Origin of the sequence: Undibacterium sp. GrIS 1.2 (assembly GCF_040544435.1) — a bacterium.
GTDB lineage: Bacteria > Pseudomonadota > Gammaproteobacteria > Burkholderiales > Burkholderiaceae_D > Undibacterium.
On sequence record NZ_JBEONP010000070.1, the window covers coordinates 1 to 14,371 of the forward strand.

The window sequence follows — 14,371 nt, forward strand, 5'->3', positions numbered from 1 at the left end:
CCACGCCATGATTGCCACTCTTTAAATTTATCCTGTTGCTATTGTCTCATTTGAGGTAAACACTCTGCTTGGCTTTTTATCGTGCAAAGATCTCGATCTAAATAACATCAAAATAAAGTTGAAACATGGGCTTATAGGTTTTCATAAGTTTATATCTTAGCCAGATTGTTTTCATGACAAAAATTTGCAAATAGTTTGTTATAGCAAGATAGAATTGAGTTCTTTTATAGCAGGACACCCAGAGAGATGAATTTTTCACTTTGCCGTCATCATAATTATCGAGTTCACGCTCTGTGCAGCCTGCTGTTGTTTTTGGCTTTTGGTTTTCCTTTGAATGCGCAAACCATCGATGCAAAGGCGACCCAAGCTCCGCCAGCCAATACTACTGACGCCGCTCTGAGTCTAAAATTGCTCGACAGGATTACGACTAGTGAGATTAGCAATGCTAAGAATAGTCCGTTCAAAAATAATCCGTTCAAAAATAATTCGGTAGCAAGCGGCGAAAAAGCCCCTCTGAACGAAAAAACTAAAGAAATAAACGGTGACATCAAAGCGGACCTTAAGGCGGATACCAACGCAGGTAATGTCAAAAATATTAACTACACCGATAACGTCGACAGTGCCGATAATGTTCGTGATCTCGTCGGTATTGGCGATCAACTTTTAGTCACCGTATTTGGTCAACCAGATTTGACTGCAGATGTCACCGTCGGAGAAACCGGTGTGATTACTTTGCCTTTGGTTGGCGTGATAGATACCAAAGGCAAGACGCCGGCAGAGATTGCCAGCCTGTTTGCAGATCGCTTAGAGCAAGGACAATACGTACGCAGTCCCAAAGTTGCGATTAAAGTATTGCAGCAATTAAGCCGCAGTTTTTCTGTATTGGGTGAGGTGCAGCGACCAGGACGTTATCCCTTACAAGGACAAATAACTTTGTTGGATGCGCTCAGTTTGGCTGGTGGTTTAAATGGACGCGCTGATAAAGGGATCAGCATTATGCGTCGCACGAATGGGCAAGCCAAAGGGCAAGCTAATGCGGCCGCTGAATCAGTAAATTATATCCCCCTAAAAATTGACGCTCAGACGGTACAAATATCAGAAAAACTGAATCAAAAAATATTGCCAAATGATGTCTTGTTTGTCTCCGCGCAGAAATCGTTTTATGTCTATGGCGAGGTCAGAAAGCCAGGCAATTACCCGATAGAAGAAGAGTTGACGGTGATGCGTGTGTTATCTATCGGTGGCGGTGTAACCGAGCGCGGTTCAACGCGCCGCATGATTATTTATCGCAAAACAGACGAGGGCGCAGTCAAAGAAATTCCTGCAAAAATAACCGATCAGGTGCTACCAGGCGACGTTGTTTTTATTAACGAACGGCTGTTTTAAAGCGACTGAAACTATGCGAAATTCTCCCGGCGATCTGCTATTGTCCTTCTCGCAAATTGGCGCAATTTTATATGCCCGGCGCATATTAATTGCCGCAGTTGTGGTCGTTGCCGTTGCCATTGCCATGGTAGCTAGTCTGGTATTGCCCAAAACTTATATTGCTACATCCGATATTTATATCGATTACCGTATCAATGATCCGATTGGTGGTCGCCAGTTTAATCCACTGCAAGATGAGAGTTTTTTGCAGACGCAGTTTGATGTGATCAAGAGCGTGCAAGTTGCAGATCGTGTGATTGCAGAGCGCAGACTTGAGAGTAGCAGTGCCGCACAAGCGTATATTAAAAAATATGGGGAGCAAAGTGGTATGCGGGCGATGGCGGAAGAAATCGTCAAAAATATCGAGGTCACGCAGCACAAAAATAGTCGTGTCGTTGAGGTCGGCTACGCATCAAATAATCGGCAAGATGCAAAAGATATGGTTAATTCCGTAGTCAAATCGTATATGGAATTATCAACAGAGATGGCGAATGCGCCTGCCCGGGCAAGACGGGATCAATACAATGCTCAATTAGAGAATATGAGCAGACAAATTGATGATTTGCAAAAGAAACTCACAAGCTATCAGCAAGAACATCAGATCATTGATGCAGATGAGCGTGCAGATCCCGAGTCCAAACAAATGGAAAGTCTGGGCGTGCATCTGGTTGAGGTGCAAGTGGCACGAATCGAGGCTCAAGCCAAACGCCAATCTTTAGAACGCTTGATGCATGGTGGTAATCTTGGTGCCGACCTCCCGGAGATCGCCGGCATAGGGAATATATCCGGGCTGAAAGCAGGTATTAGTACGCTGGAAATGCAATTAGCCAATGCAAAAACTTCCTTAGGTGTGCGGCATCCTCGTTACGTGGCGATAGAGGGCGAGCTCAAATCCTTAAATGATCGCTTGAAAATAGAATCAGCCACCGCAGTCGCGGCTCTGCTGTCAAATGAATCGCGTTTGCAGCAACAAGAGAAGGTCATTGCAGCGGATATAGCGATATACGAAAAGCGCACGCTGGCAAATAAAATACACAGAGATGTGATTAGCTCTTATCAACGGCAATTGGATAGCGTGCAAAAAGTTTATAACGCTGCGATACAAAAATTTGATGATTTGCTGATGACCAGTAACGTTGTGATATCTAACGCAACCTTGATGCGTAGTGCAGAACTACCCGAAAAACAATCTAAGCCTTTGCTCCGTAATAATGTCATTTTTGGTTTGATCGCTGGAATATTCTTGGGCTTAGGCGCGGCATTCTTACTGGAGTTGGCGCATCGACGTGTGCGTTGTATTGACGATTTAGAGCGAGAGTTTGAGGTGCCGGTATTAGCCAAAGTCGGTTTTGCAGAAAAACTATTTGATCATCAGAAAATGATAGATGCTGAAAAATCAGGGGGGCTGCATGGATAATCTTCCATCAGAATTTTCTACTGCATCTGCTAGTGCAGCGGATATTAATCCCGCTATTGATTTAGCTACAGATCCGGCTCAGCATTTAGTCACGCCAGTGAGCGAATCGGCGTTGCCAAAAATCGGTCGCCTCGGAGAACTCTTTCTTGAAAAAGGTCTCTTGACGACGCCACAGATTGAACAAATTGCCCGCACACAAATAGAAAAAAATCTGCGCTTTGGTGACGCCGCGTTGTCCTTAGGTTTTCTCACATCAGATCAATTGAATCTAGCATTGAGCGAGCAATTTGGTTATGCATCAAAGAACTTATTAGTTGGCAAAGCGCATCCTTCATTAAAGATTTTGCATTATCCATTTTGTCTGGAATCGGAAGAGATTCGCCGCTTACGGAGTGAGTTGTTGCTCAAGTTCGAGCAAAAAGACAAAATCAAAATCAACTTCGTCAGTCCTGCAAACGGCGAGGGTAAAAGTTATATGGCGGCGAGTCTCGCAATTGCCTTGTCGCAGTCTGGAAAGCGTACTTTGTTGATTGATGCCGATTTACGTGACTCTGCTCAGCAGGATTATTTTGGACTAGACCGTCCCGATGGTCTGTCATCGATTTTGGCCGGGCGCAAGTTAATGGATGATGTGCTGATTAAGCTCATGCCTAATTTACATATTTTGCCAGCAGGACCCAAGCCGCCCAATCCTTTAGAGATATTGCGCGCGCCCAATCTACATAATTTGCTAGCGTCTTGCTGGGATCAGTTTGATGCTTTTGTGGTTGATACTCATGCATCATCGCTGGCATCGGATGCCCAGATAGTTTCACACCAAATTGGCGCTGCATTGGTATTGGCACGCAAAGACGTTACTCAACTTGCACTTCTGCGCCAAACCATGTCTGATCTGCAAGCGGCAGGTGTTGAGATACTGGGCACGGTCTATAACCAGCTGGCTGAAAGTGCAGACGATAATGACAATCCGATTGGCCAAGCAAATCAAACAGCTAATTTTATGCGTGGTCGCCAGGGGTTTTTTGCAAAATTATCCGCAAAAATTTTCCGATAAAAATCAATATGACCGATATCAGTATCTGCATTTGCACTTTCCGCCGCCCGGAACTGCTGGCAAATTTGTTGACTGCAATCCGCCACCAGAATGTCAATAATGTCTCGGTACAGATTGTTGTGGTTGATAACGATCCCGCACAATCAGCAAAATCAGTATTGGCTTTGGCGCAATCCACCTGGTGCGAAAATTTAGTCGCCATTGCGCTCAGTGAGCCCAATATTTCTCTTGCTAGAAACGCTGCAGTGCATGCCGCAGTCGGTACTTGGGTCGTCTTTATTGACGATGACGAACGCCCCGTTGATGGCTGGCTTGCCGCCTTAATCCTCACCCAGCAAAGCTATCACGCCGATGTTGTATTTGCGCCAGTCCTAGCAGAATACGCCGACGGCGTAGCTGGTTGGTTGCGACGTGGCGGCTATTTTGATCGGCGCCGCCTGCTTACCGGTACCCTCATCGACCACACCGATGCCCGCAGTGGGAATGTGTTAATCCGACGTAGCGCTTTAATGCAGCTTTGCAAGTTGGATAATGGTGACCCGAGCATAGACTACAAGAGCGGTCCGTTTGACGCGACCTACGGTAAAACCGGTGGCGAAGACTCTATCTTGTTCCGGCAACTTGCCGCCAACGGCGCGGTGATGGTCTGGTGTGATGAGGCGCCGGTGTATGAATGGATACCGCTGGAGCGGGCCCAAGCCAAATGGCTGGTACAACGCTCTTATCGCACCGGACAACTTTTTATGCGTACCGAGCTTGCGATGAAGCACGGATTTTCTCGCCATGGTCGTGCCGCTTATCTTGCGGTGAGGGCGGCGATACAGTTGTTGATTGCTGCTGGCCTGGCGATTGTGCTGTTGCCTTTTAAACCCTTGAAGTCGTTTCATTGGGTGCGTATTGTTGCCTCACAAGCGGGCAAAATTAGCTATTTGTTCGGTAGTCTTTCACAAGCCTACGGCGGTACAGCCTGATGTCGCTGCCGCTGACGAAATCGCCTGCATCACGCTTGCTCGCTCTGGATGGTCTGCGCGCAGTGTCGATTTTGCTTGTCGTGATTTCACATGCTTGGCTGGGGCATATTGTGCCCGGTGGTTTGGGTGTGACGATTTTCTTTTTTATCAGTGGCTTCATCATCACACGCTTGATGTTGCAGGAATTTGATCAGGATCAGAAAATCGATGTTCGTCATTTTTATGTACGCCGCTTGTTCCGTTTGATGCCTGCTTTGATCGTCTATGTGGCTTGCTCCTTACTGGCAATGTGGATGGTGGGTGAGCCAATCAGGCTAGTAGAACTGTTATCAGTATTTTTTTATTTCGCGAATTATTTTGCGATATTTTTTGGCTTTAGCAGCACTCTGATGCCTGCGCCTTTATCCATCACTTGGTCATTGGCAGTTGAAGAGCACTTTTATCTGGTTTTCCCATTTTTATTCGCGGCGCTTGCTTCCAACACTAAGTGGTTTTTGCGCTTGATCGTTGTTGCCTTAGTGGCAGTGTTGTTGTGGCGCTGGTATCTGGTTACGCAGATCGGGCTGGATTATCTGGCCCCCGACAGAATTTATAAAGCGACGGATACCCGGGTCGATTCGATCTTGTACGGCACTGGATTTTCGCTATTACTACATCGTTATCCAAGTGCGCGTGATTTCTTCTCTGATTGGCGGATATTTTTGGCCGGCGTCGTTTTAATGCTGAGTTCTTTGCTGATACGTGATCAGATTTTTCGTGAAAGCGTGCGTTACTCGATTCAAGGCATTGCGATGGCCGCCTTGTTTTTCCATCTGATTTTTGCGGACAATCTGATCACTCGGTTGTTCTCATCTGCGCCTATGGTATACATCGGCAAAGTCAGTTACTCGCTATATTTGTACCATTATCTTGTGTTCGCTTTGATTACTGTATGGATGCCTGACGCGGCACTTGTGTCGCGGATAGTCGTCATGATGGCACTGTCTTTTCTTTGTGCGCATTTATCTTATCGTTTTGTTGAGCAATATTTTTTGCGACTTGGGCGGAAGTTTTTACATTAAATGCTGCGATGCATTTTAGCGATAAGCACCTCGCTGAGTCGTAACAAAATCAGCTATATTTACTCAAATTCATATAAATCATAAATAACATACTCCTAGTATGTATATTTAATTGTCCAGAGGATTGCTGGCCTATAAGCCGATTTTTTATAAAATGATGGGGAGTATGTGGTATTTTAATTCGCTTATCTGATGTTGCGCCAGGCTCGCCAAAAGCTAGCAAGTTATCAATTTAAGCTTGTGCAGACGCTTCTTTTAAGCGCTTTAAAGAGGATGTGACTGTCATTAATGCAAAAATAAACAGCACATTCTGAAATCCAAACCCGCGGAAAAGACTGCTCTCTGTGAAGTTGGTAATGATGACCACCACGAGCATTGTTCCCCAAAACGCCGCCTGTAATCTGTCTACATAAGACATTAAGAATAATTGCTGGAATTGTTTCGCCAGGCACAGAATGGCAAACCCCATGCCGATCAATCCTTGCTCATTCAAAATATCCAGATAGCCGTTATGTGATTGAAGAGGTACCCAGTACAAGGCATCAATAATGTATTGCGACAGACTGCCAGGCCCTAGCCAAAAAGCGCCGTAGCCTAATCCTATCCATTGGTGGCGCGCAATTTCAAGGTCAATTAATTGCCAGATGTCGGTGCGCCCGGTGAGATCGGAGCCTTTGCCAAACAGACCCGCAATCGGACCCGATACTTCGCCATACGTTGGCATGCGCGACTCAAACATATAAAACGCAAACGTCATTAGAATAATCAGCATGCCTATGCTGAGAAAAACTCTGGTCAACGAATAATTAGAACCTATCCGCTGCTTGCGGAATAAATGAAAAAGAAAAGAACTTAAAATAGCCATCGCCAGGCTGGTAGAGCTCTTCGACATGACCAGTACAAAAAAACAAAACAATAAGCCGATCACCATTGAGCGTAGCGAGGTCTGGCCTAAACAAGTGCTGACTTGCCATAGCAAAAAACAAAGCGCCGCGACCTGTCCCAGTTCATTTTTTTGCGACAAAATACCGCGCCAGGCATTACCCAATTCATAATCAATCCCGATGCTCGGGATAGCCACTGCCACAAAAAATGACGCGATCAAAATTGCGGTCAGGGTGTATCTCAGATCGCTTACAAATAAATTTAAGGGACGGTCGCTTAGCTGTATCGCCAGTCCTATCATGACCAGGCCGAATAACTGTATTGCCTTTTTAAACGTCACCGCAGGCAGCGGCGACCATAATGTAGACGCCAGACACCATAAAATCAGCAGTAATAAAAAGGGATTAATCGCACGCAGATAGCGCAAAGTTTGGGGCAGATGGCGGATCAGTAGGACCCCGGAGATTAGAAACAAGCTACCCCATTCCAGCTTGGTGTTAAGCGAACCTTCCATCGTCAGTTCTGAGGTGCCAGCATAATCCCAAGAGATCCCGTAAGGCAGCAAAGAGAACAGTACAAACAATACAATCAAGGAGCGCACAGCGATCACCTCTATCCAGTTCAAAGAAGCTTGATCCTGGTTAGCAGCGAGGGCTGGATTTGCTTTACCTGATGGCGTTGCTGGGCTTGTGGAGAGTTGCATGGTCTTGCTGTGTATGAATGCCAGCCAGTATTGTGCCTTGAAAGTAGGTATTAAATGATAGCAACTGTAAATTTAACTCTATGATTGCTGCATTTTATCGATCTGCTCAAAGTTAGCGCTATTCAATCCCATAGGATTCTGCGATATTCTGATTTCCCCATCCTACTAAACTTTATTAAATTCTCAGCCATGTTTTTTGCTGCTCGTCTTCCATCATTCATTCGCCAGCTTTTATTGACATTGGCGGGCTTTTTATTTGTCTGGCAAGTTCTGGCAAGCTCGGTAGCCCATGCGGAGCCTGATTATTATCCGTTTGAGATTGATGAAGATGCCTTAAGCGGTGCGCCTGATTTTAGTAATATGAATCACAGCATCACCGATGCGGATAAAATTTTTGTCAAAGCGGCACACTTTTATCGGGTTGGTGTCGATGGTAGGGCAAATACCAAAGACGACATACGCGTCAGATTGTTTGGTATTAGCCTGAGTAATTCCGCTAATTTTCCGCTAGAGGCGGATGCGCCAAGAATTGCAAAACGTTTGCGCAAGATGGGCTTTAACGCAGTGCGCTTGCATCATCTGGACAGCATCCTGAGCGATGATGAAGACAAACCGCGCGGCATATTGACCACAGGAGCTTTTCCTACTTTTAATGCCACTGCGATAAGCCGTTTGCGGGTGTTTATTGATGCACTAAAAGCCGAAGGTATTTACGTCAATCTGAATTTGCATGTGGGTTACACCTTTCGCCCTGCAGTCGATGGCGTCACCCCTTTGTCGCCGGGTGAGCAAATGCCATTTGCAAGTCATCCCTTGCATTTGTTTGAACCTAAGATGATCAGCCTGCAAGTTGAATACGCCCGACGATTAATACGCCGTCTTGCGCTCAACAATGATCCGGCATTAGCGATGATAGAGATTAATAACGAATCGTCTTTACTCGGCGCATGGCAAAGAGGCGATCTGGATCATTTAAAAGGGGAATACGAGCGATTATTGCAATTGCAATGGCAGCATTGGGCTGTAAGACAATACGGCAGCGCAGCGCAAGCCTGCCAGCTATGGCAAAGCTGCGATCTGACCAAGCAGGGCGGCTTGCTGGTCAAGGCGGGCGAATCCTCGGTGCTAGAGGGTGAATATGGCTGGGCAGCAAAGATGCGCACACTAGCAAGACGCGGTTTGAATAAAATCGGCGTAGCCCCGCCAGATTTGCTAGGACATTCGTTTGAGCCGCATCCACAGGGTGCCGGAAAGCGGGTAATCGACTTCACCCGCTTTTTAGTCGATATGGATAAACAATACCTAGAAATCATGCGTCGTACTGTACGCGCTGAGGTGGGTGATCTGGTGCCATTAACTGGTACACAAATGTATTACGGCGGCGTGATGAATGCCGATGCGCAGCAATCGATGGACTATGTTGATGAGCATTTTTATGTGGACCATTATGATTTTCCGCATCAAGCCTGGGATAGAAACGATTGGCGTATCCGCGATCAATCTGCGTTAAAAGAAGCTTGGCCGCAATTGTTGCAAAGAGCGTATTTCAGGGATGTAAACAAACCCTTTGTGCTGAGTGAATTTAATCAGGCATATCCCAACCGACAAGGGGCAGAGATATTGCCAGTGATGGCGGCATTTGCCAGCGCGCAGGATTGGGACGGTTTATTTTTCTTCCAATATATTGATGGCGATACGTGGAAATCCGTACCCGATAGCTTCTCACTCAGCGGTGATTGGGCAAAGTATGCAACGGCAGGCACGTCCGCTGCACTGTTCCGACAATTTCAGATCAGACCATTAGCCGAACGCAAAACTATTTTGCTCTCAGCTGATGTCAGGCAAATGCTAGGTGCCTTGCGAGATGAATCTGCTTATCCGGCCTATTTACTGAGTCACTTTGGCATTACACCGAAGACGGCATTTTTATATAGGATTGGTATTAATAATGTGGCTAAGGCCGATGTGCCCGCTAATGCAGTCTCGCAAAGCCAGGCAGATGACGGTGTTGTTTGGCAAGGACCGCAAGGGCAGCAAGGGCAGATTGGTGCCTTGCGTTACCAATCTACTCTGGGGCAATTGAGTGCAAGTACGCCTTATAGTTTGATCTGGGCGGGTTTTGGCGAAGAGTCGCGTGGTGCCAGCATACAATCTGCTGCAAATTCTTCTTCCTATGACTCATCAAAAACGACTGAAATATCAGTCAAGTTCCCGAGCGGCAGCCGTCGCTTTGCGACCATCCTGGCGACCAGTCGTGATGGCCTCAGTTTAGCCAATTCAAAACGTGTTTTATTAACCGTTGCAAGCGTCGCGCTTGGCAATCAACCCAATGCCATTCCTGCGCGACCAAAAAAATTGATCCCATATCCATCTGGTTTATCCGTTGCCGGGCAATACGGTGGTAGCTGGTGGACTTTGGAACCCGATCCTGACACTGGCAACAAACCATCTGGGCCACGCGATTCACAAGCGCCAGTTTGGCTAGAACGTATTCCCATGGCGATGTTTTATCCCAGTAAATTTAAAGCGATACAAGTTTTTCCACTGGATGGTTCTGGCATGCGCCGTACTGCCTTGCCTGCAACTGCGATCAAAAAAGTCAGCGGCGGATTTGAGCTGCAATTAGGGCTATCTAACTTAGGGCAAAGTGAACAGCTCTCACCTTGGTTTGAATTAATTACTGAATAATTATTTTAAAACTATCGTCATTCAGTAGAATTCAGCGTAATTTTGGTGATAGGAATTGCAAATTTTTTAGCCTGCTGAAACTTAATTTTCTTCTTTATTTCTCTTCTGTTTTTCATATCCTATGATGTGAAATTTCAATTTCATAATGTGAAAAATAATTCGACTCTGCACAATTTATTTTTCTCATTTTAAGAAATATTATTTCACATCGCAAAAAACAACATTTAAGTATATGATTTTAAAAGATTAAATATTTGTTATATGTCTTATATAAGACCTTGTTGCTTCGCAAAAAATGTCATATTATTTCTCTCAACGGAATTCACTTTTCATTAGTTTTAACAGCTTCATTTATTTTGCCCACAGGAGAGAACCATGACTACACGCGAACAACAGATTGCTGAATTGCAAAAAGACTGGGATACCAATCCACGCTGGATCGGTATCAAACGTAATTACACCGCAGCAGATGTGGTTAATCTGCGTGGCTCGATCAAAGTTGAGCACACGATTGCGAAAAACGGTTCGATCAAATTGTGGGATCTGGTCAATAACGAGCCCTTCGTCAATGCCCTCGGCGCGCTGACTGGTAACCAGGCAATGCAACAAGTTAAAGCGGGTTTAAAAGCCATCTACCTGTCTGGCTGGCAAGTTGCTGGCGACGCCAACGTTGCTGGCGAAATGTATCCAGACCAATCTTTGTATCCAGCAAATTCAGTACCTTTGGTTGTTAAGCGCATCAACAATTGTCTGACACGTGCTGATCAAATCCAATGGTCTGAAGGCAAAGGCGACACAGACTTTTTCGCACCGATCGTGGCCGATGCAGAAGCTGGTTTCGGCGGTGTATTGAACGCATTTGAATTGATGAAAGCCATGATCGAAGCCGGCGCATCAGGCGTCCACTTTGAAGATCAATTAGCTTCCGTTAAAAAATGCGGCCACATGGGCGGCAAAGTGTTGGTACCAACACGTGAAGCAGTTGAAAAACTCAACGCAGCGCGTCTGGCAGCAGACGTCATGGGCACACCAACCGTGTTGTTGGCACGCACCGATGCAGAAGCGGCTGACCTGATCACATCTGATGTCGATGACAATGACAAACCTTTCCTGACTGGCGAGCGCACGGTTGAAGGCTTCTACAAAACTAAACCAGGTCTGCAACAAGCGATCTCCCGTGGTTTGGCTTATGCCGAATACGCCGACATGATCTGGTGTGAAACTGGTAAGCCGGATCTGGAATTTGCTCAAGCATTTGCTGACGCAATCCATGCCAAGTTCCCAGGTAAATTGTTGTCCTACAATTGCTCACCATCATTCAACTGGAAGAAAAATCTGGATGACGCAACGATTGCCAAGTTCCAAAAAGAATTGGGCAAAATGGGCTACAAATTCCAATTCATCACCTTGGCTGGTTTCCATGCATTGAACTACGGCATGTTCAACTTGGCACACGGTTATGCACGTAACCAGATGTCCGCTTTTGTCGAATTGCAAGAAGCAGAATTCGCCGCAGCAGAAAAAGGCTTTACCGCAGTCAAGCACCAGCGTGAAGTCGGTACAGGTTATTTTGATGCAGTGACACAAGTCATTCAACAAGGTCAATCCTCCACGACAGCCTTGCATGGTTCGACAGAAGATGAACAATTCTTTGACGCTAAAAAAGTCGCTTAATTTTGTTTGAGTTTTAGCGCATTTGCGCTGAACTGTAAGGCAGTAGCTTTTAAATAAGATGCAAAAAGAAAAACTGCACGATGCAGATCGTGCGGTTTTTTGTTTTTATACTTTCGTACGTAGATAGTGATTTTCTGATTTTATGAATGATATTCTTTAATCAGACTTTCAAGAGGAATCCCAAGCCCAGCATGCAAACGTCGAATCATCGGCAAGGTTAATTGCCGCGTATGATTAAAGATCTCATAGATACGATTACTCTTACCAATCATAGGCTCAAGGTCTTTAACCGACAAACCAGATTGTTCCATCCTGAATTTTATCGCCTCAACCGGATCTGGTAAATCCAATGGAAAATGTTTGTTTTCGTAAGCCTCAACCAAGGTCACTAAAATATCTAGCCGGTCACCCTCTGGCGAGCCAAATTCCGCCATCATCAGCGATTCAATTTCATTAAGAGCAGCTTTATGATCTGCCTTAGTTCGTATTGGTTTGATATCCATTTTGTTTACTTTTAAATAGTTTGCACGTCGATTTTATCGTACTGTTTATGCGTACCAAAAAACCGAACATAAATTACACGGTATGGGTAATTTATCCAGACCACTAGCCTGTATTTGTTGCCTGCGATGTTGAATACGACCCGACCATCTTGCAAAATACTAGCTTGCCCAAAATCAAGCTTCACCATATTGGGGGAATCCCAATCAGCCTTCAGTGCATGGCGATACCATGCAAGTGCGGGCTCTTTAGCATCAATGAACGCAGGATTGTTTTCCCACAATGACTTAATGGTGGAGATTGAAATTATTCGCATGACCGTATGTTAGTCCCAAATTGGGACTTTCGCAAATAATATTCTAATTATTTTGAGTTACACGCCATTACTGAATGGCAGAAATAGGCATCGTTATCGGAGTAACTTTTAAGTAAATACACCATATCTCTCATAAGTATTGGTGCAACGTGTTGCTGGAACGCAGCTTAAGCTTGCTGAAGCATGGCAGCCATTTTTTGATGGATCAGGTTAACTGCCTTCAGAGGGCGAAGCATCACTTTGAACTCAGTGATCTTACCTTCCTCATCCCACTTGATCATATCAACACCGTTGATCGCGATGCCATCTAACTCCAGCTCAAACTCAAGAATCGCTTCACGATCACCCGTGAGCTCCCGGACGTAATGAAACGACTCATTGGCAAACACGTGAAGCGCAGCGCTGAGATATTGCTTAGTGACGCTTTTTCCGACTTGAGGCGTATTCACTACCGGCGAATAGAAAACAGTGTCTTCAGCAAGCAGCGCATCAAGTCCTCGCACGTTGTGCTCCTTAACGAGTTGATGCCAGATCGTGATTGGGCCAGACGACATAAATTTTCTCCAGAGTGTGGATGACGCGTTATACGTTATAGGACGAACAAATAAATAGGACGAATAAGACAGCTGAGTTAGTATTTTGCAAAGATAACTTGTGCTTAGTCAATCTCCAGTAAGCGCAGGGCGTGTTGAGCGCGCCTCATTAAGCACAAAACTTGCAGATATACGCTTGGCGACACCAAATCTATTACATATACTCCCCATTAAATTATTCAAATATGCTTTATTGTCCAAGTAATATATGGACGTGTTAAATATACCCATTAGGAGTATTAATGCAACGCGGCGTGTAGAACGTATCTAAAACTCACTGTCCCGCAGGTGGTTCCCATAGTTCGACCTTGTTGCCCTCAGGATCGATGACCCAGCCGAACTTTCCGTACTCTGAGTCGTCCGCCTTCTCCAGAACATTGCAGCCCTCATCCCGCAGCGCTTGAAGCACAGCGTCCAAGTCGTCGACGCGATAGTTGATCATAAAGGGCGACTTGTTTGGTGCGAAGTGCTTGCCATCAGCAGCACCGATCGACCACACGGTCGTTCCCTTAGTCGGATTGCCCTCAGCATCGGCCCAGGTGAACGCGGCGCCGCCCCAGTCCTGGACATCAATGCCGAGATGCTCCTTATACCAAGGGCGTAGTTCGACCGGGTTTTGTGCGCTAAAAAAGATGCCTCCGATACCTGTGACTTTTTTCATTTGAGTTTCCTAATGGCGGTGAAGTTTGGACGTACTGCGTTGGGATGTATTGTGTTGGAACTTACTACGTTGAAACCTGCTGTAGTTGTAGTGCTCAAAGACGTAATTAGTATTTGCGAAGATAGCCGACAAAACAAAGATGGGCAATTTGTTTTAAATCTCTCGAAAGACCGATGGACGTTGGAGATGCTTGATTTGTAGGGTGTGTTCCACGCACCGAATTGGGTGCAAAACTTACCTATGCACTCTCAAGAGTATCGACGCTTTTGCATATACTTCCCAAGAATTTATGAAAATATGCTTTCTTGTCCAAGTAATTGTTGGCGAGCACTCAATATTGACCAGATAAACGCAGTTATACGCACTGAATATTGACCAGGTAAATTAACCTATCCTTGCAGTTTTGACTGCGAGGGAATTCA

General features: G+C 45.5%; 12 protein-coding genes. 7 read left to right on the forward strand and 5 right to left on the reverse strand.

What is annotated here, in order from left to right:
* The first annotated feature begins 246 nt into the window (after positions 1 to 246).
* Genes AAKU61_RS20210 through AAKU61_RS20230 form a run of 5 tightly spaced genes read left to right on the forward strand, consistent with a single transcriptional unit; the run spans position 247 to position 5,928 of the window.
* Positions 247 to 1,386, forward strand: coding sequence for an SLBB domain-containing protein (locus tag AAKU61_RS20210; protein WP_354335195.1), 1,140 nt, complete (start codon positions 247 to 249; stop codon positions 1,384 to 1,386).
* A gap of 13 nt (positions 1,387 to 1,399) precedes the next feature.
* Complete coding sequence (locus tag AAKU61_RS20215; RefSeq protein ID WP_354335197.1) at positions 1,400 to 2,842, forward strand: Wzz/FepE/Etk N-terminal domain-containing protein; 1,443 nt, start codon at positions 1,400 to 1,402, stop codon at positions 2,840 to 2,842.
* Positions 2,835 to 3,896 carry a polysaccharide biosynthesis tyrosine autokinase gene (locus AAKU61_RS20220; protein WP_354335199.1) on the forward strand — a complete coding sequence of 354 codons (1,062 nt, stop codon included), beginning with the start codon at positions 2,835 to 2,837 and terminating at the stop codon, positions 3,894 to 3,896. The genes AAKU61_RS20215 and AAKU61_RS20220 overlap by 8 nt, the downstream gene beginning before the upstream one ends.
* 8 nt (positions 3,897 to 3,904) lie before the next feature.
* Complete coding sequence (locus AAKU61_RS20225; RefSeq protein ID WP_354335201.1) at positions 3,905 to 4,867, forward strand: glycosyltransferase family 2 protein; 963 nt, start codon at positions 3,905 to 3,907, stop codon at positions 4,865 to 4,867.
* Positions 4,867 to 5,928, forward strand: coding sequence for an acyltransferase family protein (locus AAKU61_RS20230; RefSeq protein WP_354335203.1), 1,062 nt, complete (start codon positions 4,867 to 4,869; stop codon positions 5,926 to 5,928). The genes AAKU61_RS20225 and AAKU61_RS20230 overlap by 1 nt, the downstream gene beginning before the upstream one ends.
* 232 nt (positions 5,929 to 6,160) lie before the next feature.
* Here AAKU61_RS20230 and AAKU61_RS20235 read toward each other — a convergent pair whose 3' ends face one another.
* Positions 6,161 to 7,516: an O-antigen ligase family protein gene (locus AAKU61_RS20235; RefSeq protein ID WP_354335205.1), complete on the reverse strand. Its 1,356-nt coding sequence runs from the start codon at positions 7,514 to 7,516 to the stop codon at positions 6,161 to 6,163.
* A gap of 189 nt (positions 7,517 to 7,705) precedes the next feature.
* Here AAKU61_RS20235 and AAKU61_RS20240 point away from each other — a divergent pair, with 189 nt between their 5' ends.
* The gene (locus AAKU61_RS20240; RefSeq protein WP_354335206.1) at positions 7,706 to 10,204 is read left to right on the forward strand and encodes a glycoside hydrolase family 5 protein; all 2,499 of its coding nucleotides are present in this window, start codon (positions 7,706 to 7,708) and stop codon (positions 10,202 to 10,204) included.
* Between the two features lie 375 nt (positions 10,205 to 10,579).
* Complete coding sequence (gene aceA / locus AAKU61_RS20245; RefSeq protein ID WP_322119244.1) at positions 10,580 to 11,878, forward strand: isocitrate lyase; 1,299 nt, start codon at positions 10,580 to 10,582, stop codon at positions 11,876 to 11,878.
* Positions 11,879 to 12,018: 140 nt separating this feature from the next.
* On the opposite strand, the gene AAKU61_RS20250 is transcribed toward aceA, so the two are convergent.
* From AAKU61_RS20250 to AAKU61_RS20265, 4 genes are all read right to left on the reverse strand, one after another.
* On the reverse strand, positions 12,019 to 12,381 hold the full coding sequence (locus AAKU61_RS20250; protein WP_354335207.1) for a helix-turn-helix domain-containing protein: 363 nt from the start codon (positions 12,379 to 12,381) through the stop codon (positions 12,019 to 12,021).
* Positions 12,382 to 12,392: 11 nt separating this feature from the next.
* Positions 12,393 to 12,695, reverse strand: coding sequence for a type II toxin-antitoxin system HigB family toxin (locus AAKU61_RS20255; RefSeq protein WP_354335209.1), 303 nt, complete (start codon positions 12,693 to 12,695; stop codon positions 12,393 to 12,395).
* A 167-nt stretch (positions 12,696 to 12,862) separates the two neighbouring features.
* The gene (locus AAKU61_RS20260) at positions 12,863 to 13,249 is read right to left on the reverse strand and encodes a nuclear transport factor 2 family protein (protein WP_354335210.1); all 387 of its coding nucleotides are present in this window, start codon (positions 13,247 to 13,249) and stop codon (positions 12,863 to 12,865) included.
* Between the two features lie 313 nt (positions 13,250 to 13,562).
* Positions 13,563 to 13,949 (reverse strand): VOC family protein, encoded by a 387-nt coding sequence (locus AAKU61_RS20265; protein WP_354335212.1) that lies wholly within the window; start codon positions 13,947 to 13,949, stop codon positions 13,563 to 13,565.
* Positions 13,950 to 14,371: the final 422 nt, after the last annotated feature.